This window comes from Streptococcus sp. W151, assembly GCF_053010205.1.
In genome coordinates this window covers 106,961-126,413 of the sequence record NZ_JBRKNT010000001.1, presented here as the reverse complement: position 1 = coordinate 126,413, position 19,453 = coordinate 106,961, and the positions used below count along the sequence as shown (strand labels likewise).

At 42.9% G+C, this 19,453-nt stretch carries 18 protein-coding genes; 5 read left to right on the top strand and 13 right to left on the bottom strand.

Annotated elements, in window-relative coordinates:
- Positions 1-89: 89 nt before the first annotated feature.
- Complete coding sequence (locus tag ACVC7Q_RS00600; RefSeq protein WP_447264421.1) at positions 90-1,019, bottom strand: peptidase U32 family protein; 930 nt, start codon at positions 1,017-1,019, stop codon at positions 90-92.
- A gap of 129 nt (positions 1,020-1,148) precedes the next feature.
- On the opposite strand from ACVC7Q_RS00600, the gene ACVC7Q_RS00595 reads away from it, so the two are divergent.
- Positions 1,149-1,442 (top strand): DUF3270 family protein, encoded by a 294-nt coding sequence (locus ACVC7Q_RS00595; RefSeq protein ID WP_155199972.1) that lies wholly within the window; start codon positions 1,149-1,151, stop codon positions 1,440-1,442.
- Positions 1,443-1,813: 371 nt separating this feature from the next.
- On the opposite strand, the gene ACVC7Q_RS00590 is transcribed toward ACVC7Q_RS00595, so the two are convergent.
- The 7 genes from ACVC7Q_RS00590 to ACVC7Q_RS00560 all read right to left on the bottom strand — a co-directional run bounded on the left by ACVC7Q_RS00590 (position 1,814) and on the right by ACVC7Q_RS00560 (position 7,867).
- Complete coding sequence (locus tag ACVC7Q_RS00590; protein ID WP_447264420.1) at positions 1,814-2,272, bottom strand: YtxH domain-containing protein; 459 nt, start codon at positions 2,270-2,272, stop codon at positions 1,814-1,816.
- A 14-nt stretch (positions 2,273-2,286) separates the two neighbouring features.
- Positions 2,287-2,670 carry a DUF948 domain-containing protein gene (locus tag ACVC7Q_RS00585; RefSeq protein WP_134974102.1) on the bottom strand — a complete coding sequence of 128 codons (384 nt, stop codon included), beginning with the start codon at positions 2,668-2,670 and terminating at the stop codon, positions 2,287-2,289.
- Positions 2,671-2,673: 3 nt separating this feature from the next.
- On the bottom strand, positions 2,674-3,456 hold the full coding sequence (gene lgt / locus ACVC7Q_RS00580; RefSeq protein ID WP_447264419.1) for a prolipoprotein diacylglyceryl transferase: 783 nt from the start codon (positions 3,454-3,456) through the stop codon (positions 2,674-2,676).
- Positions 3,453-4,385 (bottom strand): HPr(Ser) kinase/phosphatase, encoded by a 933-nt coding sequence (hprK, locus tag ACVC7Q_RS00575; protein WP_347112486.1) that lies wholly within the window; start codon positions 4,383-4,385, stop codon positions 3,453-3,455. The genes lgt and hprK overlap by 4 nt, the downstream gene beginning before the upstream one ends.
- A gap of 560 nt (positions 4,386-4,945) precedes the next feature.
- The gene (locus ACVC7Q_RS00570) at positions 4,946-5,224 is read right to left on the bottom strand and encodes a PspC domain-containing protein (RefSeq protein ID WP_257739024.1); all 279 of its coding nucleotides are present in this window, start codon (positions 5,222-5,224) and stop codon (positions 4,946-4,948) included.
- Positions 5,225-5,298: 74 nt separating this feature from the next.
- The gene (locus ACVC7Q_RS00565) at positions 5,299-5,754 is read right to left on the bottom strand and encodes a SprT family protein (RefSeq protein WP_447264418.1); all 456 of its coding nucleotides are present in this window, start codon (positions 5,752-5,754) and stop codon (positions 5,299-5,301) included.
- Complete coding sequence (locus ACVC7Q_RS00560) at positions 5,741-7,867, bottom strand: Tex family protein (protein ID WP_447265026.1); 2,127 nt, start codon at positions 7,865-7,867, stop codon at positions 5,741-5,743. Before ACVC7Q_RS00560 ends, ACVC7Q_RS00565 begins: the two co-directional genes overlap by 14 nt.
- Positions 7,868-8,022: 155 nt before the next feature.
- Between ACVC7Q_RS00560 and ACVC7Q_RS00555 the strand changes: the two genes are divergently transcribed.
- From ACVC7Q_RS00555 to zwf, 4 genes are all read left to right on the top strand, one after another.
- Positions 8,023-8,169 carry an SPJ_0845 family protein gene (locus tag ACVC7Q_RS00555; RefSeq protein WP_009731407.1) on the top strand — a complete coding sequence of 49 codons (147 nt, stop codon included), beginning with the start codon at positions 8,023-8,025 and terminating at the stop codon, positions 8,167-8,169.
- Positions 8,169-9,074 carry a permease gene (locus ACVC7Q_RS00550; RefSeq protein ID WP_315377455.1) on the top strand — a complete coding sequence of 302 codons (906 nt, stop codon included), beginning with the start codon at positions 8,169-8,171 and terminating at the stop codon, positions 9,072-9,074. Before ACVC7Q_RS00555 ends, ACVC7Q_RS00550 begins: the two co-directional genes overlap by 1 nt.
- Positions 9,071-9,886 carry a TIGR03943 family putative permease subunit gene (locus ACVC7Q_RS00545; RefSeq protein WP_447264417.1) on the top strand — a complete coding sequence of 272 codons (816 nt, stop codon included), beginning with the start codon at positions 9,071-9,073 and terminating at the stop codon, positions 9,884-9,886. Before ACVC7Q_RS00550 ends, ACVC7Q_RS00545 begins: the two co-directional genes overlap by 4 nt.
- Positions 9,887-10,353: 467 nt before the next feature.
- Entirely contained in the window at positions 10,354-11,820 is a 1,467-nt protein-coding gene (zwf, locus tag ACVC7Q_RS00540; RefSeq protein ID WP_447264416.1) for a glucose-6-phosphate dehydrogenase, read from the top strand.
- 89 nt (positions 11,821-11,909) lie between these two features.
- On the opposite strand, the gene ftsY is transcribed toward zwf, so the two are convergent.
- From ftsY to rnc, 5 genes are read right to left on the bottom strand one after another with little or no spacing between them, the layout of a single operon-like run.
- Positions 11,910-13,529 (bottom strand): signal recognition particle-docking protein FtsY, encoded by a 1,620-nt coding sequence (gene ftsY / locus ACVC7Q_RS00535; protein ID WP_447264415.1) that lies wholly within the window; start codon positions 13,527-13,529, stop codon positions 11,910-11,912.
- Positions 13,530-14,351 (bottom strand): Cof-type HAD-IIB family hydrolase, encoded by an 822-nt coding sequence (locus ACVC7Q_RS00530; RefSeq protein WP_447264414.1) that lies wholly within the window; start codon positions 14,349-14,351, stop codon positions 13,530-13,532. It lies immediately after the preceding gene.
- Entirely contained in the window at positions 14,348-15,154 is an 807-nt protein-coding gene (locus tag ACVC7Q_RS00525) for a Cof-type HAD-IIB family hydrolase (protein WP_447264413.1), read from the bottom strand. The genes ACVC7Q_RS00530 and ACVC7Q_RS00525 overlap by 4 nt, the downstream gene beginning before the upstream one ends.
- A complete protein-coding gene (gene smc, locus ACVC7Q_RS00520; protein WP_447264412.1) occupies positions 15,144-18,680 on the bottom strand; it encodes a chromosome segregation protein SMC in 3,537 nt (1,178 codons plus the stop codon). The genes ACVC7Q_RS00525 and smc overlap by 11 nt, the downstream gene beginning before the upstream one ends.
- A complete protein-coding gene (gene rnc, locus ACVC7Q_RS00515; RefSeq protein ID WP_447264411.1) occupies positions 18,671-19,372 on the bottom strand; it encodes a ribonuclease III in 702 nt (233 codons plus the stop codon). The genes smc and rnc overlap by 10 nt, the downstream gene beginning before the upstream one ends.
- Positions 19,373-19,453 lie beyond the last annotated feature (81 nt).

The following is a 19,453-nucleotide window of genomic DNA, read 5'->3' as shown; positions in this document are numbered from 1 at the left end:
CTCCAATTTACAAGATTGTCGATATAATGAATAGCCTCTTCGTTCCCTGAAAAAGGAAAACTCTCAAACGAAGAAGCCCTAGTTTATTATTATTTTACACGATCTGGTTCATAATCATAGAAACCAGTATCCAAACCACGATTGGCTGGATGCAATTTGCGAATCTCTTCATCAAAGAGATAGGCTTGATCCTGTGTAAATGTTCCTTTTTGAATCAAATCACGGGCCTTGACAAAGTACTCTGTAATCTTGACAAAGTTTTCACCCGGACAGTAGACACCGTCGAGTTTCCAATGATCAAAGCCATGTTCTACCAACTCAGACAATTTGGTCATCATATTCAAGTCATTATTTGAGAAGATATGGGTTCCATGTTTGTCTTCGTAGACCGAATAGTGAGAATTTGGATCTCCTGGTTCAGCTAAGAACAGATCGCGATCTTTGGTCACAGACTCCTCTGTCTTGATGAAGTTGTAATAGTTCTGAAGAAGAGGTCGTTTTGAATGGTGAATAATGCTAGCACCGTAAACCAATACTTCTGCTGGAATCTGAAGATTCTCAGCCATTACGAATAATTCGGCAGATGGAATCTCACGAGCCAAAACAGCCTCAGAAGCTCCTGCTTGTTTTCCCCAGAAATTGATCTGGCGGCTAGAAGTGACCATGGTTGATGCATCGTAAATCGTTTTGAATGGATAGCCATCTCGTTTCAAGACATAAAAAACGCCCGCATCTCCGACAGTAATATAATCAGCCTGAATTTCCTTTAGAAAATCTAAAAAAGGCTTGATTGAATCCATCATCGATTGGTGCATGAGTGCATTTACAGCCACTGTCAATTCTTTGCCAGCAGCATGGACTAATTGGGCAATTCGATTTATTTCGTCATAGCTTAAAGTTTGAGGCAATCGTAATCCGTAATCTTTTTCACCGACATAGATTCGGTCAACCCCTGTATCAATCAGGGCTTGTGCTTGCTCAACACTCTCTGCTGTTGCTGTAATTATAATATTTTTCATAGAACCATTATAACAAAAATTCCGATATTCTAGAAAAATTTATTTATTTTGTAAAATTTGTAACATTTTTGTAACATTTATATAGCTGAATTCATGATAGAATAATAGAGTACTGTTAGGAGAGAGAAAATGCCCGTAAGAAATTTAAGACACTATGATGAAGAATTCGATTATATCGAATTAACCAAACAAACCCAAGAATCCCCTATTCAGGACTATGCTCCTGAAGTTGAACCCGCGCCTCAATTAAGTGAATTGCTATATTTTTTAAATATCGCTATTTTCTGTGTGTTGACGGTTGTGTTTAGTTTTATCTTTTTAGCAACGAAAATGAATACCTTCTTTGCTTTTGCCTTAGCTATTGGTTCTAGCTTTGCTAGTATTCAAGGATTCCGAATTTACTACAACAAACGAAAAAAATAAAAATCAGGTTCGCCTGATTTTTTTATTTACTCGAATTTTTTTAATTCCTAAGTTGTCAAATTAAGTTAGACTTTTCATGTAACTCAGAAAAATTTGGTATGGTGTTTGATAATTCAAAGGCTTCCTTGGAATTCTATAAGAATAAATACTTTTTATGAGTTAAAGTTATTCAACCATCTATTGAAACTTTCCGCCGTGAGAAAAGTGCCTGAAATATAATTGTTTCAGGCACTCGGAAGTTTTGAAACTTTAGCTTCAAAACTAAGTCATGGAACTTCTTTGAAGTTCGCTGACGTCCGTACTCACTTAAGGAAAGTTTCTAAGATAATTTTGTCTTCAATCTGAAATGAGACTCACTGAGCCTAATTTTTTTATGCTTCTTTTGTTTCTTCTTCAGCTGCTTTTTCAGGATCTTTTTCATCCAAGTCTAGCACAATGTCTTCTGATTCTGTTTGTTTGCGAATGGATTGAACCAAGTCATTGCCACTTAGATTTTCTTTTTGAAGTTTATCCTTAAATGAGTGATAGACTTCTTGAGATTTTTCAACCACATCTTGCGTTTTTTCTTTGACAGATTCCAAAACAGTTCCTGTCGTAATTTCTCCAGATCCAACTTTTTCTTTGGTTTGTTGGATTACTTCTGCTGCTTGTTTTGAAACATCTTTAGCAGTTTGTTTAACTGATTCATGCACTTCTTGAGGATCTTCTTGATAGTCTTTTACAAAGCGCACAACTTTTTTAGTAACTTTCTTACCTTGCTCTGTTGACAAATAGTAGGCTGCTGAAGCACCTGAAATCACCCCAATTAATAAACTAGATAAACGTCCCATATTCTTCCTCGATTCTATTTAAATAATTTTGAAGCCATCTGAATCGCTTTTAATCCGATAGAGGCTTTCACTGTTTTTCCACCAGCTGATACAGCTTTAACACTCAATTGACGCGCTTGGTCATTCAAATCTGAGACAGACTCTGAAAGATCTGCTACAGCTGTAAAGAGTGGATCAATCGTTGCAACTTTTTGATTCAAATCATCCGTTAAAACATTGACTTTTGCCAATAGGTCATTGGTCTGATGCAAGGTAACATTGACATCTGACGTCAACACTTGGATGGTTTTTTGCGTCTCATCTACAACTTTTCCAATCTTTGAAAGGAAAAAAATCATGTAAATGACAAGCGCTACTAAGGCAAGGCCTAGGAGGCCGTATGCAATTTCAATAAACATATATTACTCCTTTGCTTCAACATAATAAGGGGCTTTTTTGCGACGTTGGTAAACGATAATGGCGAGTCCAACTAGAATCAGGATCATCGATAGCCACTGGGAAACACGTAAACCCGCAAACATCAGGCTATCCGTCCGCATTCCTTCGATGATCATCCGACCAAAACCATACCAGATAAGGTAAAAGGCTGTGATCTCACCTTGTCTCAAAAATTGGGGTTTTCTACGAAGAATCAAGATCAAGAGAAATCCTAGCAGATTCCAACTGGATTCATATAAGAACGTTGGCTGACGATAACTGCTATCTATATACATTTGGTCTCGAATAAAAGAGGGCAGGTAGTTGAGGTTCTTAACAGTAGCTCCATAAGCTTCCTGGTTAAAGAAGTTTCCCCAGCGACCAATGCTCTGGGCAATCATGACGCTTGGGGCCGCAATATCTAAAAAGTCGATCGGTTCAATCAAACGTCTACGAGAGAAAAGATAAAGAACTAAAGCACCCGTTAAGAGACCACCATAAATCGCAATTCCTCCGTTCCAAATGGCAAAAATCTCACCAAGGTGCTGGCTATAATAGCCCCATTCGAAAGTAACGTAATAGAGTCTGGCACCCACAATCGCAAGAGGAAAAGCAATCAGAATGAAATCAATAATGGCATCTGGATCAATTTTCTTACGAGGCGCTTCTTTCATGGAAAGATAAACAGCTAGAATCAAACCAGAGACAATACAAATTGCGTACCAACGAATACTGATCGGACCTAATTGAAGGGCTACTGGATTCATTCCTTCACCTCATTTTGACTAATCAACTGGGACAAACGTTCTTCAAAGGTTTTAGTGGCATCATAGCCCATTTGTTTGGCACGAACATTCATGGCTGCTGCTTCAATCACGACCGAAATATTTCGACCTGTCTTCACTGGAATGCGAATACGAGGAATGGTGACTCCACCGATTTCCAACTCTTCTGCGTTGTTACCAAGACGATCATAAGTTTGGTCCTTAGTGTAATTTTCCAGGTAAACGTCGATTTGAACTTGTGAAGAATCCTTCACAGCACTCGCACCATAGAGACTCATCACATCGATAATGCCGACACCACGGATCTCTAGTAAGTGACGTAAGATCTCAGCTGGCTCTCCCCAAAGGGTCATCTCATCTCTCGCATAGATATCGACTCGGTCATCCGCTACGAGGCGATGACCCCGCTTGACAAGTTCCAAAGCTGTCTCGCTCTTACCGATTCCGCTATCTCCTTGGATCAAGACACCCATCCCATAAATATCCATCAAGACACCGTGTACACTCGTACGTTCTGCTAGGCGGCTATCTAAATAGCTAGATAGCTCTCCAGACAAACGACTCGTCGCAACATTGCTCTTCAAAATGGCTAGTTGCTTTTCTTCAGCCGCACGCAACATTTCTTCTGGAATGTCCAAGTTCCGCGCGACAATGATGACAGGTGTCTCTGGCTGGAACATCTTGCGCAAAACTTGATGTCGGTTGTGAGAGCTCATCTTCACCAGGTAGGACCATTCTTTCATTCCTACAAGCTGAATCCGCTCAGGTGTGTAATAGTCAAAATAGCCCGTCATTTCAAGACCTGGACGTGAGATGTCCGCAGTCGTAATTTCCTTGCTTAAGAGGTTATCATCCCCATAAACAACTGACAGACGAAGCTTTTCCTGTATATCGCGAACAGTAACTGCCATATCATTCTCCCTTTTAAAATTCTCTCTCTATTATAGCAGATTTTCTCTTCAGACGAGAGACTGAAGTGTCATTTGAATGATCCATTTTCAACTCCTTTTTAATGCAACTAAAAAGAGGCCAAGACAAATGTCTCTAACCTCTAGGAAATGATGGTAACATCTGAAGAATGCTCCTGTCTTCAGCCTTGCAAGAAATCTTTGATCATGGATTTGATTCCAGTCGAGACAGCATAGACCACCGCATTTGAAGGAAATGCAATCAAGCCGAGCATAAAGGCGATAGGTCCTCCCCCCAACAAGGACAAAACCAGATACAACATCGGCAGAAATAAAATCGAAAACCGATAAATTTGTGGCTCTCTTGCCCTTTCTGTTGTCAGAAACAAGAGGTAGAAGAGACTATTCCAAATGCCCAGTGGAAAAAGGAGCAATCCGATAAAAACTGTTCCAACTCCTTCTCCAAAAACACGATTTAAAATGAAAAACTGTCCTATAAAACTGAAGAAGAGATATAGAATAAAAGCAAGGTAATAGAACTTCTGCTTCACCCGGATCTCCTTTTAGAAAAACGGACTATCATTCTGATCATGGATGGGTTCGGCCTCTTTTCTCCGACGAGGTCGAGGGCCATCGTCAAATATTTCCTGCTCCTCTTCCTTATAAGGTAAGGTCGTATCTAACAGTAAATAGATAATCACACCGATAAAGGCATGAGAGACCGTAAAAAGAATAAACAAGAAGCGAAGTAGAGTTACACTCAGACCAAATTTATCGGCCAGCCCAGCTAGCACACCTGAAACCAGGCGGTGGCGTTTTGATTTGTAAAATGATGATGTCATTTGATTTTCCTCTTTCTAGTTAGACCTATTTTAGCAGAGTCTAACTAGAAAGAGATCCGCCTAAAGACCGATTCTCATTCCTGTCTCATTTCAAGGAGTTGCAGACGACCGTGACAGCGACCGCAAGCATATTTCTTCAGATCGATTTTTCGCTTTCGACTATACTCTTGACCACAGTGAGGACATTGATAGAGATAGATCTGCTTAACTCGTCCACTCTTTTCTGGTAGGGGAGGTGTGAAACGAAGTCCATCCACTTGCTGAAGGAGCTGTTTAAAGGCTGGATCTTTGTGGCGATAGCCTTTTCCTTGATCGTAAAGATGGTAATGGCAGAGCTCATGGCGGACGATTTTCCGAAAGGTCTCTAATCCTAAAGTCTGATAAATCTTGGGGTTGAAATCAAGATGCCGATCCTTAGGAAAGAAACGGCCTCCGGTGGTTTGCAGACGCGCATTCCACACTGCTTGATGGCGGAATTCCCTACCAAAATCTTCCAGAGATACCTGGCGTACATAGTCAGTCAGATTCATTCGGTGCTACCAAACTGAGGTTGACTTTTTCGCGTTCCACGTCGATCTTCTTCACCCAGACCGTCACTACATCTCCTACAGAGACGACTTGGCTTGGATGCTTGATAAATTGCTTGCTCATATGGGAGATATGAATCAAGCCATCCTCGTGAATGCCAATATCGACAAAGGCTCCGAAATCAACCACATTGCGCACAACCCCTTCTAATTTTTGACCAATGTGGAGGTCTTTAATATCCAAAACATCCTGACGGAGCACTGGTGCATCAAAGGAATCCCGCAAATCGCGACCTGGTTTTAGGAGATCATCAATGACATCTTTCAGGGTTTCCGGCCCCAGTTCTAGCTGGGTCGACATTTCCTCTATCTTGACAGCTTTTAATTTTTCTTGAGCAGATTCATCGAGTTCGGTAATCCCAAGGAGTTCAAAAAGTTTTTCAACTTCCTTGTAACTTTCGGGGTGGACGCCAGTATTGTCCAAAATGTTTTTACTTTCAGGAATGCGCAAGAATCCCGCTGCCTGCTCGAAAGCCTTGGCCCCGAGGCGAGGGACTTTTTTAATCTGTGCCCGTGAGAGGATCATTCCTTCTTCTTCCCGATATTTCACGATATTTTCAGAGATGGTCTTATTAAGTCCTGCTACATGCGCTAAGAGAGAGGGACTAGCAGTATTGATATTAACCCCAACTTGGTTGACCACTGTATCCACGACAAAATCCAAACTTTCTGTCAATTTTTTCTGATTGACATCGTGCTGGTATTGACCGATACCGATGGATTTGGCATCGATTTTCACCAATTCTGCCAATGGGTCTTGCAGACGACGGGCAATGGAGATGGCCGAGCGTTTTTCAACGGTTAATTCTGGAAACTCATGACGGGCCAACTCACTAGCTGAGTAGACAGAAGCTCCGCTTTCATTGACAATGACATAGCGGACCCCTGGATGGTCATGGAGTACATCTGCGACAAAGGCCTCACTTTCACGGCTAGCGGTTCCATTACCGATCGCAATAATCTCTACGTCAAACTCCTTGATCAAGGAGGACAAATCTTTCTTGGCCTGCTCGATCTGAGCTGGTTTTGCAGGGGCAACCGGATAGATAACCTGGGTTGCAAGCATTTTGCCTGTCTCATCGACAACCGCTAATTTGGCACCGGTCCGAAAAGCTGGGTCAAATCCAAGGACCACGCGCCCTTTTAATGGAGGGATAAGCAATAGATTCCGTAGATTCTCAGAGAACAATTGAATGGCACCGTCTTCTGCCACCTCTGTCAACTCTGTCCGAATTCGACGTTCAATCGCAGGTACGATTTTTTTCTTAACCGCTTGCTGAATAACGTCATCGACATAGGCATTTTTATTTTTAAAACGGGCTTCAAAAATACGAATGATTCGATCTAGATGGTGCTCGAATCCGACTTTAAGAACGCCCAATTTTTCCCCACGATTGAGAGCCAGGGTCCGGTAGCCCTGCATACTCTTGATCTTCTCAGAAAAATCATAGTAGATTTCAAAGGTTCTCTTAGGATCTAAGCTTTCATCCTTCAAGTTTGACATCATGAGGGAATGACCATGAATTTCTTGATAGGTGAGGGCCCGCAATTGGGTATCCTCTGAAATAGCCTCTACCAGAATATCCACTGCACCAGTTAAAGCAGCGGTTTCAGTTGGGAAGGTCTCACAGGTAAATTTCTGTGCCTCCACTTCCAAGTTTGGACTATTTTGCAGGATGAGACGTGCCAAGGGGAAAAGTCCTGCTTCTCGGGCAATCGTCGCCTTAGTCCGTCGTTTTTCCTTATAAGGTAGGTAAAGCTCTTCGACATCCGCTAATTTTTCAGCAGCTTCAATAGCCTGCTTGAGCGCCTCTGTCAGTTTGCCTTGTTCCTCAATCTTAGCAAGGACGGTTTCCTTTCGTTCAGCTAGAGCCGTTAAGGATTTGTCCCGATCAATAATAGCCTTGATCGCTACTTCATCTAAATTTCCCGTCAGATCTTTTCGATAGCGAGCAATGAAGGGAATGGTTGAGCCTTCTGCGGTCAGACTCAATACGGTATCGATTTGTTTTAAGCTAACACCCAATTCTTGGGCTATTTTTTCATATTTATCCATAGCTTCTATTATAGCATATTTTACCGTAGCCAAGGCTTCTAGCCACCTATTTGCTAGGGTTTTGTAGAAGTTTTCTCCTTGTCTTTTATGCTCTATTTCCCCCTTGACCTTTCCTTTTTGTTATAATGATAGAAAACGAAAAAGGAGGCCCAAAAATGGCTATTAAATTTTCTAAGACAGATGATCTTGATAAAATGTTTGAAAACTTTGCAAGTTTTCCAGATCTAGAAAAAACAGTTGAATTCCCCGAAGAAAAAAAGAAAGCTGAAACGGCTGCTAAAGATGCAAAGAAGGCTAAATAATGACATTCTTTCAACACCTTCCCTCTAGCGTCTTGCAGGCTGGGGCTATTTTTCTCTCGATTATCATTGAGGCCCTGCCCTTTGTCCTGATCGGAAGTATCATTTCAGGAATGATTGAGGTTTATGTCACACCTGAGAAGGTTTACCGTTTTCTTCCCAAAAATAAATTTGGGCGAATCTTCTTTGGGAGCTTTGTCGGCTTTATCTTTCCTTCCTGTGAATGCGGAATTGTTCCCATTATCAATCGCTTTCTAGAAAAGAAAGTCCCAAGTTATACTGCTGTTCCCTTTTTGGTGACAGCACCGGTCATCAATCCCATCGTTCTCTTTGCGACCTATTCAGCCTTTGGGAATTCTATTAAGATGGCCCTCTACCGCGCCCTTGGTTCCCTACTGGTCGCAACGGTACTAGGGATCTTCCTTGGCTTTATTCAGACAGATTCGATCCAAAAAGAACATCGCAAGCCTGTGCATGAACATGATTTTAGCGATTTAAGCAAAGGCCAAAAGCTCTTTCAAGTCTTGGTGCAGGCGATTGATGAATTCTTTGATACAGGACGCTACTTGGTATTCGGTTGTCTTTTTGCAAGCCTCGTCCAAGTCTATGTCCCAACACGGATCCTCACTTCGATCAGTGCGACGCCGGTTATTGCTATTCTCCTCCTTATGGCCTTGTCCTTCCTCCTCTCACTTTGTAGCGAGGCGGACGCCTTTATCGGCTCCTCTCTTCTGAGTAGTTTTGGAGTAGCGCCGGTGCTGGCCTTTCTGGTGATTGGACCCATGCTTGATGTCAAGAATCTCCTCATGATGAAAAATTATCTCAAGACCCGTTTTATCTGGCAATTTATCGGAATTGTCTGTGGAGTTGTGCTCCTATACTCTTGGATTGTGGGGGTAGCTTTATGATACGATTTTTGATCTTAGCAGGTTATTTTGAGCTCACCATGTATCTTCAATTATCCGGTAAGCTCAATCAATACATCAACTTACACTATTCTTACTTGGCTTATATTTCCATGTTTTTGTCCTTCGTTTTAGCTCTTGTGCAGCTGATTATCTGGGTCAAACAAATGAAAATCCATAGTCATCTATCCGGCTTATGGGCAAAAGTGGCGAGTATCTTCTTGCTCTGTATTCCTTTGTTTGTCGGCTTATTTTTCCCAACAGTGACGCTGGATTCTCAAACTGTCTCTGCCAAAGGCTATCACTTCCCAGTGGCAGCAGGTTCTTCCAAAGAAATCCAACAGGATGAAGGGACAACAACCCAGTATCTCAAACCGGATACCAGTAGCTATTTTACTAAGTCCGCCTATGAGTCAGAGATGAAGCAGGCAGCTAAGAAATATGTTGATAAAAAGGTGATCCAAGTGACTACTGAAAATTATATGGAAGTCATGGAAGTCATTTATGATTATCCAGACCAATTTGCGGGAAAGACCATCGAGTTGACCGGTTTTGTATACAATGACCCTAATAACAAAGACAGTCAATTCCTCTTTCGCTTTGGGATCATCCACTGTATCGCAGACTCGGGTGTCTACGGTCTTTTAACAACCGGTGCTCCTCAACATTTTGACAACAATACCTGGATCCATGCAAAAGGAACCTTGTCCATTGAATACCACAAACAGCTCAAGCAAAGCTTGCCTATCCTCCACATTACGGATTGTCAAACCATTACAAAACCGTCTAATCCTTATGTCTACCGCGTATTCTGATGGAGCTTCCCTTGTAGATCCAAACACCTTATAACAGTTCAAGCTAGAACCCACATTGGTTCTAGCTTTTAGAACGTTGAAAAACTTTATTTGTAAAATGAGTTAAGTGATTTTATTAAGAAAGAAAAATTAGTTCTATTTTTTTAATGATCAAGAAAATACTGAAACTTTCCGCCGTGAGAAAAGTGCTTGAACCATTACCATTTCAAGCACTCAGGAGTTTTGAGACCTTAGGCTCAAAACTAAGTCATGGAACTTCGAAGAAGTTCGCTGACGTCCGTACTCACTTAAGGAAAGTTTTTTAATACTTTGTTTTCAACATGAAAGCTAGAACTTACCTGTGTTCTAGCTTTTTCTTTCACCGAGTTACACTCAATTGGAAATTGTGAGGAACTTAGTTTCTGTATAGGAAATCTTGTAGATTTTATGGTAAAATATGGTTAATAAAATAGGAAATAGGTACTTAAATGTCTTCAAAAGTTATTGTAACCATTTTCGGGGCCAGTGGAGATTTAGCCCATCGCAAACTCTACCCATCCCTTTTTAGACTCTATAAATCAGGAAATCTATCTGAACACTTTGCGGTTATCGGAACAGCCCGTAGACCCTGGAGCAAAGAATATTTTGAATCAGTCGTGGTAGAATCCATCACAGACCTCGCAGATAGCCCTCAACAAGCCCAAGAATTCGCCAGTCATTTCTACTACCAAAGTCATGATGTCAATGATACCGAACATTACATCGCCCTGCGCGAATTGCAAAATAGCTTGGATGAAAAATACCAAACGGAACACAATAAGGTCTTCTTCTTGTCTATGGCTCCTCAATTTTTTGGAACTATTGCCAAACACCTGAAATCAGAAGGGATTGTCGATGGACAAGGTTTTGAGCGCTTGATCGTTGAAAAACCTTTCGGTACAGACCTAGAAACGGCTAGTCAGCTCAACAAAGAATTGGAAGAAACCTTTGATGAGGAACAAATCTTCCGAATTGACCACTACCTTGGCAAAGAAATGATCCAAAATATCTTTGCCATTCGTTTCGGCAATCTCATTTTTGACAACCTCTGGAACCGAGACTTTATTGACAATATCCAAATTACCTTTGCTGAACGCTTGGGTGTTGAAGAACGCGGTGGCTACTATGATCACTCTGGAGCTCTTCGAGACATGGTGCAAAACCATACTCTTCAGCTTTTGTCTTTGCTTGCCATGGATAAACCAGCTACCTTTACTAAGGATGCGATTCGAGCTGAAAAAGTTAAAGTTTTTGAGCAATTGCACAATCCAACAGATGAAGAATTAAAGAAATTCTTTATCCGTGGTCAATACCATTCAGGGACCATCGAAGGAAAAAAAGATATCTCTTATCGCAGTGAGCCCAATGTCGACCCTGAATCTACTACGGAGACCTATGCTTCTGGGGCATTCTTTGTTGATAGCGATCGCTTCCGTGGAGTTCCTTTCTTCTTCCGTACCGGAAAACGCTTGACGCAAAAAGGAACCATGGTCAATGTGGTCTTCAAGCAAACCGACTCCATCTTTGGACATAGCTTGCAACCTAATGTCTTGACCATTTATATCCAACCAAATGAAGGTTTCTCATTGAGCATCAACGGAAAAGAGGTCGGAGAAAAATTCAGTATCGCACCGATTTCCTTTGATTACGAGACAGATGCGACCGCAACTGGAGCTTCCCCAGAGCCTTATGAAAAATTAATTTTCGACGTGTTGAACAATGACTCAACCAATTACAGCCACTGGCACGAAGTCCGCGCTTCATGGCAATTGATTGACCGAATCGAAAAACTATGGGCTGAAAATGGAGCACCGCTCTATGAGTACAAGTCAGGATCCATGGGACCAGCTGCATCCGATAACCTCCTTGCAGACTACGGAGCAGAGTGGATTTGGAAACCTGAACCTAAAAATTAAAGTAAGCCACCTTCGGGTGGTTTTTTGATAGCGCAAGGAAACAAAAAAGACAAATTGTCCTTCCAACAATTTGTCTTTTTTATTCGACTTTAAATCAAGCCTTCCAAGAGACCTCTCATGAAGTTTTCTGAATGGAATGGTCCGATGTCATCGATCTTTTCTCCAAATCCAATCAACTTAACCGGAATATCCAATTCTTCACGGATCGCAAGAACAACTCCACCTCGAGCCGTTCCATCGATCTTGGTCAATACAATCCCTGTCACAGGCGTAATTTTTGAAAACTCTTTGGCTTGCACCAAGGCATTTTGACCGGTTGAAGCATCAAGGGCCAGCAAGGTTTCATGCGGAGCATCAGGTACCACACGCTTGATAATCCGTCCGATTTTTTCAAGCTCCGCCATGAGGTTGTCCTTGTTTTGCAGACGACCCGCTGTATCAATCATCAGAACATCGATATTTTCAGCCATCGCGCGCTCCATTCCATCGAAGACAACACTAGCAGGATCTGATTTTTCAGGACCTGTCACAACTGGAACATCTACTCGGCGTCCCCATTCTGCCAGTTGAGCCACTGCTCCTGCACGGAAGGTATCTGCTGCAACCAACATGACTTTCTTGCCTTCTTGTTTGTATCGGTGGGCTAACTTCCCGATAGAGGTTGTTTTACCAACTCCATTGACCCCGACAAAGAGCATAACCGTGAGGCCATCTTGAAAACGAATGGCTTCATTAAATTGGCCATCCTTTTCATACAAGTCTACCAATTTTTCGATAATCACGCGCTTGAGAGCATCTGGTTTTTTGGCATTTTCCAAACGTGCTTCATAGCGCAACTCTTCGGTTAAATTAGAGGCCACTTGAACCCCAACGTCACTCATGATCAAGAGTTCTTCCAATTCTTCAAAGAATTCTTCATCGACTGAACGGAAATTCGCAAAGAAGGCATTGAGACGTGCGCCAAATCCAGTCCGTGTCTTTTTCAAGCTACGATCATATTTTTCCTGGATGGTTTCTTGCTGAAGTGCGACCTCCTCTTGAATTGGCTCCTCTGCCTCTTCAACAGTTCTTTCCTCAACAGCTGATGCAGCTTCTCCTTCAGGAAAGCTAGACTCGACTTCCGCTACTTCTGAAGTTTCCTCTACTTCAGCGATCGCTTCTGATGCTTCCGGTTCTGGAACCTTCTCTTCTGTCGTGCTCACTTCTACTGGCTCAGCGTCAGGTGATGGTGACTCTTCTTCCAGTTTTATAACATCAATCTCATCTGCTTCTTCAACATGTTCAGTTTCTTCCGCTTCAGATTTCACTTCTTCAAGAGGCTCAGTTTCCGTTTCATCAGCTACAGGTGAAGCTTCTTCAGGAGTTGTTTCTGTTTGAGCTGGTTCAAAGACAACCGGAGACTCCTCTCCCACTGCTTGGTCTTCATGAGTCTCTGAAGTCATATTTTCTTCAACAAGAGGTTCCTCTGATGACTCTTCTTGAGTGACGGTTGAAACAGGTTGATGTGTGGCTGCAATCCGCGCTTTAAGCTCTTGGTAGTATGCCTCCATATCAGCGATTTTTTGCTCTTCCTTGTCATTTGAGACAGCCGTCGTCGGCTCCTCTTTGACAACTTCTTCAATCTCATTACTTTCCGTCACTTCTTCAGTAGACGGAAGTACTTTTTCAGTTTCTTCTTTCTTTCCAAATAATCGATCAAATAATCCCATTTATTCACTCTCCTTTAGCACATAATTTTCAATTGCCCATGCGACAGCATCTTGGTCATTGGTCACGGGTGCAACAAGCGCCGCCACATCTTTCACTGCCGGGACCGCATTGCCCATAGCAACCCCTAGTCCAGCCCACTGGATCATAGACAGGTCATTAGCCTCATCTCCACAAGCCATGACTTGATCAGATGTAAGACCCAAAATAGCTGCCAATGCCTCTAAACCTGTTGCCTTGTGAACATTTTTGGGGCACCATTCCAGCAACATTTCCCGAGATTTAAAAATTTCATAGTCTTGAAATAAGTCCGGCCTGATCTGCTTGATCGCTGCATCTAAAAAGTCTTGATCAACGGCTGTCACACACTTGTTGTAGGATAACGTAGATGGCAGGTCTTTAAAATCTGTCTCAATAAAGTTCAGGTAGGGATTGTAAAGGGAATAGAGAGACTTTCGCTCTGAATGAATCTCATAAACCGTTCCCTCACTAATCGCATCCAGCGGAAGGCCGAGACAAGCTGTTTCATCATGGATGGTTACGATATCTTCTGGTGCCAAGACCACTTTTGAGAGAATCTCTCCATTATTTCGCTGCACCAAACCACCGTTGAAGGTAATCGTATACTCTTCTTTGAGGCCTGCTGTCCCCAATTCTTCCAAAAGAAAATCCATGGCTTTCAAGGGGCGACCAGTGGTTAGAACCACCTTGACCCCTTGGGCCTGTGCAGCAGCGAGAGCTGCTCTATTGCGAGGAGAGATCTTTTTTTCCGAATTGAGAAGGGTCCCATCTAAATCCAGCGCAATCAAGGAAATCTTACTCATACGATTTCCTCCATGTAGCGCAAGACAGAACCCGTCGCATGGTGGCCGATGACTGTTTCAGCAATCGCTAAGATTTCAGGACGTGCATTTTCTGGCGCTACAGGATGGCCCACGACCTGCATCATATGAAGGTCATTTAGGTTATCCCCAAAAGCCATTACCTGATCCATCGAGATCCCTAGTTTATCCGCTAAGGCAGTAATCGCCACTCCCTTATCGACATAATCGAGGACAATATCAATCGATTCAAAACCTGTCGTCATCGCTTTGACGCCTGGGATATTCTCAGTGACCCATTGCTCTCCATCAAGAACAAGAGCTGCATCGAAGTTGGTGGTCAATTTGAAGATTTCATCTTGAATATCCACTAGGCTTTTCACTTTTTGAATGTTTTCATTGTAGTGCTGACTCAAGGCCAGATAGTCGGGATCTACTGTTTCTAAGACATAGCTTCCCTTTTTCCCTGTCAAAAGCAATTTATTCGGGTCTGCATAAGGGGAGGATTTCAAGGCTTCAAAAACACCCAAATAAAAGTCTTTGGACATGGTCGCTTCGTAGAGATCGTCACCATGAAATTCAACCACGCTGCCATTTTCAGCAATGAAAATCATCTGGTCTTCAAACCCTTTAAAGAGGGATTTGAGAGAAAGAAGGGCACGGCCACTCGCAGCGGCAAAATAAATGCCTTTTTCTTTGCAGCCTGCTAACACCTTGCGTAAAAGGTCTTGATCGTACTGATGTTGGTCATTTAAAAAAGTTCCATCCATATCCGTAGCGATCAATTTAATATCATTATTCTTCATTTTCTAAGTCTTTCAATTTTACTGAGACGATTTTAGAAACCCCAGATTCCTGCATGGTCACTCCATAGATGGAATCTGCAGCTGACATGGTTCCTTTTCGGTGCGTCACGACAATAAATTGGCTTTCCTTATCAAAGCGGTTGAGATAATCACCAAAGCGTTTGACATTGGCTTCATCCAAGGCGGCCTCTACCTCATCCAGAATGACAAATGGAATGGTCTTGACACGAATAATCGAGAACAAGAGAGCCAAGGCTGACAAGGCTTTTTCTCCACCACTCATGAGGTTTAAGGATTGGATCTTTTTACCAGGTGGCTGCACAGAAATCTCAACACCAGCTGTCAGAAGGTCTGGCTCTGTCAGAATCAAATCAGCAGAACCCCCACCAAACATTTGACGGAAAGTAACTTTAAAGGATTCACGAATGGCTTCAAAGGTTGATTTAAAGCGTTCCTTGACTTCGTCATTCATGTCGTTGATGGTAGACAGAAGCATGTTTTTCGCAGCCAAGACATCCTCCCGCTGACTAGAAAGGAAATCAAAGCGTCCCTTCACTTCATCGTATTGCTCGATCGCATCCACATTGACTGGACCAAGTGCCTTAATGTCTTTTTCGATGCTCTTGAGCTGGTTTTCAGCTACCGCAAGATTTTCAACAGGTTTGGCCTGTTCTTTGGCTTGGTCAAAGCTTTGCATGAATTCATCGGTAATTTGCGTTAAGAGCTTGTTCAAGCGGTCTGCATGCTTTTCACGTGTCGCTTCAGCCTTGGCTTGTTGACGAATCCACTCTTCGTTTTTCTTGCGCGCTTGTTCCATCTGTTCTGCCACATCTTCGGCCTGGCCTTCCAAATCATCCAGCTCAAAGCGTTTTCGAATGATCCCTTGTTCCAAATCTGTCTTCTTGGCTTGAGCCTGCGTCAATTGATTGGCTAGCTGCTCTACATCGACTGTCTGAACTTGGGCCTCGCCTTGTTCAATCAGTAATTGCAACTGATGCTCTTCTACTTCCAACTGAGTGATCGTTTCTTCCAAACGACGAGCATCTGTTTCCTCGTAACTTTGTTGACTTTTATATTCCGTCTGTTGGAGTCGCAGTTCTGCCAATTGCTCTTGCAGGTTTTGCACCTTTTGTTGTAGGACATCTTTATCCGACTTCATGGTTTCAATGTCGCGATTCAAATTTTCTTTTTGAAGATCAATCGCTGCCAATTGCTCAGTAAGGGACTCCTGCTCTTCTTGTAGAGATTGGGTCGCATCTGTTGCCAATTCTGACTTCAAAGCCTCTAAGAGTTCCTGAATTTCTTTCAGTTGCTCTTGGCTTTGTTGGTAGGCCAATTGGGCCCGCTGTTGCTCCAGACGCGCTTGCTCACCCTGGCTTTGAATAGAGGCTAAGTATTCTTGCGCCTGCTTGAGAAGATTGTCCTTGGTCTCTACCTCCTGCTCTGCTTCTCTTAAACGAGCATCCAGAGCTTGCATTTCCTGTTTTAAACTATCTAATTCTGGTTTGACAAAGACCGTGTTTTGGGAACGATTGGCACCACCGGCGTAAGAACCACCCGTCCGCAATTCGGTCCCATCTAGGGTCACGATCCGAACTTGATAATTGACTTTACGAGCCGCCTCACGCGCATGCTCCGTCGTGTCAAAGATAGCCGTTACTCCAAGCAAGTTTTGGAAAATCTGTTCAAAACGATTCTCATAGTTTACCAAGTCACTCGCAATTCCTAAAAATCCTGCACTGGTTTGAATCAACTCCAGATTACGAGAAGAGAGTTGACGGGCTTTGATCGTCGTTAGCGGAAGGAAGGTTGCCCGTCCTAAGCGATTGCGTTTCAAGTAGTCAATCGCTCGCGTTGCCGCCTTTTCATCCTCGACAATGATCTGTTGGCTGCTAGCTCCCAGAGCAATTTCAAGTGCCGTCTGGTAGTCTTTTGAGAAACTCAAATTCTCACTAACAGCCCCACAGATACCTCCTAGACGGTCCGCTTCTTGTAAGACGCTCTTGACACCTGCATAGAAGTTACTATGGTTCTTCTGAATGGCTTCCAAGCTATTGATCCGCGCCCGTTTGTTTTTGCTCTCATCCATCAAGTCAAACATGGCCGATTGAGCCTCTTGGTAGGCAGCTTTGGCTTGCTCCACTTTTACCAATTGATCTTGGTATTCTGCTAATAGACCTTTGACCGTCGCTTGTGCCTGATCCAACTCTTCCAATTGTTGAACTTCTTTTTCCTTGGCAGCTTCAAAATTGGATTGCGCCTTGGTCAAGTCCTCTTGACGATGGCTAGATTCTTGTAGGAGCGCTTGAATCCGGCTCTCAATCGCTGTCCGCTCATTAGATTTTTCAGCTTCTGTCTGCAAGAGCGCGACATACTGCTCACGTAGATGCTCAATGACTTGTTCCGGATCATCTTCATAGTTGGCTAATTCTTTTTCCAACTCTTCTTGTTGCTGACGGTTCTCTGTCAGCTTTTGTTGAAGCGTTGCTAGCGTCTCTTGTTTTTGAGCCAGCTCTTTTTTCGCTTCTTCCAGACGGGCCAAAATAGCATCTAGTCGCTCTAGATTTTCCTTGCGACTATGGGCTGCCTGACTCGATTGCAGCTTAGCGACTTCGATTTGCTTTTCCAAATCACTGATCAAACGAGTAACCTCTAGCAAGCTCGCCTGGTCCTCAGCTAGACTTGCATCCAACTGATGGCGGGCTTTCTTAATGCGCAAGTTATCCTCTTCCAAGACCTGACGACGTTGGTAATAAGAGGCCAACTGTTCTTGAATGGCTTTTTCTTCTTGATCAGCCTTTTCATAAAGGTCCTTTGTCAGATCGACTTGAGCAACCAAAACGTCCAGTAAGAGAACCTGCCGTTCTTGGTCTAATTCCAAGAAACGGCGAGCGACTGTCGCTTGCTTTTCAAGAGGTTGGATTTGTCCTTCTAATTCATAGAGGATGTCCTCTAGACGGTCCAAATTCTCCTGAGTTTGGTTGAGTTTGGTCTCCGTTTCCTTACGCCGCGTCTTAAATTTCAAGACACCAGCAGCTTCTTCAAAGATAGCCCGGCGTTCTTCCGGTTTGGAGTTAAAGATTTCCTCCACACGACCTTGGGAGATAATCGAGAAAGAATCCCGTCCCAATCCCGTATCCATGAACAAATCATGCACATCTCTGAGACGTACTTTCTTACCATCGATCTTGTACTCGCTGTCTCCCGAGCGATAAATATGGCGTTCGACCCGAATTTCTTTCCCCGCTTGTTGGATAAAACCATCCTGGTTATCTAAGACAACCGTGACACAAGCATAATTCAGCGGTTTACGCGATTCTGTCCCTGCAAAGATGACATCGGGCATTTTGCCCCCACGTAGACTCTTGACACTGGATTCACCCAAGGCCCACCGTAGGCTCTCTGTGATATTTGATTTTCCAGATCCATTAGGCCCTACAACGGCAGTAACCCCTTTGTCAAACACGACTTTTGTCTTATCCGCAAAGGATTTAAAGCCTTGGATTTCAATCTCTTTTAGATACATGGGGAATCATTCCTCGTTTCAACTGCATTGCGGGCTGCTTCTTGCTCCGCTAACTTCTTGGAACGACCATGACCACGTCCCATCGTTTGACCGTTCACGAACACTTCTACTTCAAACTCTTTCGCATGAGCTGGACCGGACTCGCTAACCACTTTGTATTGGATCTCCACATCTCCGTGAACCTGTAACAGTTCTTGCAGGCGGGTCTTGTAGTCAATGACTTGAGAAAATTGACCCGTTTCAACCTTTGGAATCATGACCTGATAGATGAAGCGTTTGACTGCTTCCACTCCTTGATCCAGTAAAAGAGCACCTAAAAAGGCTTCAAATAAATCGCCAAGAATCGTATCGCGGTCTCGACCACCAGATTTTTCTTCGCCTTTGCCTAGTTTGATATAACGATCAAATTGACAATCTCGAGAAAAACCAGCCAGACTTTCTTCACGGACAATCATGGAACGGAATTTAGACAAATCTCCCTCAGGTCTGTTTGGGTGTTCCTTATACAAATATTCGGAAATAATTAATTGAAGAACAGCGTCTCCTAAAAATTCCAAACGTTCGTTATGTGAAATTTTTAAGAGGCGGTGCTCATTGGCATAAGAGGTGTGTGTAAAAGCTGTATCTAATAAACTGCTATCTGAAAAAACGATCTGAAACCGTTCCGATAACAGGGCTTGTAATTTCTCCATGGGAAGCCTTCTTTCTAATAAATTTATACTCTTAAGTATACCAAAAAAGAAGCACGAACGCACTTCTTTTCCTAGTTCTAG

Excerpts from the sequence above, each read along its gene's own strand:
- ACVC7Q_RS00600 (WP_447264421.1), bottom strand. The coding sequence starts at position 1,019 with ATGAAAAATATTATAATTACAGCAACAGCAGAGAGTGTTGAGCAAGCA.
- ACVC7Q_RS00595 (WP_155199972.1), top strand. The coding sequence starts at position 1,149 with ATGCCCGTAAGAAATTTAAGACACTATGATGAAGAATTCGATTATATC.
- ACVC7Q_RS00590 (WP_447264420.1), bottom strand. The coding sequence starts at position 2,272 with ATGGGACGTTTATCTAGTTTATTAATTGGGGTGATTTCAGGTGCTTCA.
- ACVC7Q_RS00585 (WP_134974102.1), bottom strand. The coding sequence starts at position 2,670 with ATGTTTATTGAAATTGCATACGGCCTCCTAGGCCTTGCCTTAGTAGCG.
- lgt (WP_447264419.1), bottom strand. The coding sequence starts at position 3,456 with ATGAATCCAGTAGCCCTTCAATTAGGTCCGATCAGTATTCGTTGGTAC.
- hprK (WP_347112486.1), bottom strand. The coding sequence starts at position 4,385 with ATGGCAGTTACTGTTCGCGATATACAGGAAAAGCTTCGTCTGTCAGTT.
- ACVC7Q_RS00570 (WP_257739024.1), bottom strand. The coding sequence starts at position 5,224 with ATGACATCATCATTTTACAAATCAAAACGCCACCGCCTGGTTTCAGGT.
- ACVC7Q_RS00565 (WP_447264418.1), bottom strand. The coding sequence starts at position 5,754 with ATGAATCTGACTGACTATGTACGCCAGGTATCTCTGGAAGATTTTGGT.
- ACVC7Q_RS00560 (WP_447265026.1), bottom strand. The coding sequence starts at position 7,867 with ATGGATAAATATGAAAAAATAGCCCAAGAATTGGGTGTTAGCTTAAAA.
- ACVC7Q_RS00555 (WP_009731407.1), top strand. The coding sequence starts at position 8,023 with ATGGCTATTAAATTTTCTAAGACAGATGATCTTGATAAAATGTTTGAA.
- ACVC7Q_RS00550 (WP_315377455.1), top strand. The coding sequence starts at position 8,169 with ATGACATTCTTTCAACACCTTCCCTCTAGCGTCTTGCAGGCTGGGGCT.
- ACVC7Q_RS00545 (WP_447264417.1), top strand. The coding sequence starts at position 9,071 with ATGATACGATTTTTGATCTTAGCAGGTTATTTTGAGCTCACCATGTAT.
- zwf (WP_447264416.1), top strand. The coding sequence starts at position 10,354 with ATGTCTTCAAAAGTTATTGTAACCATTTTCGGGGCCAGTGGAGATTTA.
- ftsY (WP_447264415.1), bottom strand. The coding sequence starts at position 13,529 with ATGGGATTATTTGATCGATTATTTGGAAAGAAAGAAGAAACTGAAAAA.
- ACVC7Q_RS00530 (WP_447264414.1), bottom strand. The coding sequence starts at position 14,351 with ATGAGTAAGATTTCCTTGATTGCGCTGGATTTAGATGGGACCCTTCTC.
- ACVC7Q_RS00525 (WP_447264413.1), bottom strand. The coding sequence starts at position 15,154 with ATGAAGAATAATGATATTAAATTGATCGCTACGGATATGGATGGAACT.
- smc (WP_447264412.1), bottom strand. The coding sequence starts at position 18,680 with ATGTATCTAAAAGAGATTGAAATCCAAGGCTTTAAATCCTTTGCGGAT.
- rnc (WP_447264411.1), bottom strand. The coding sequence starts at position 19,372 with ATGGAGAAATTACAAGCCCTGTTATCGGAACGGTTTCAGATCGTTTTT.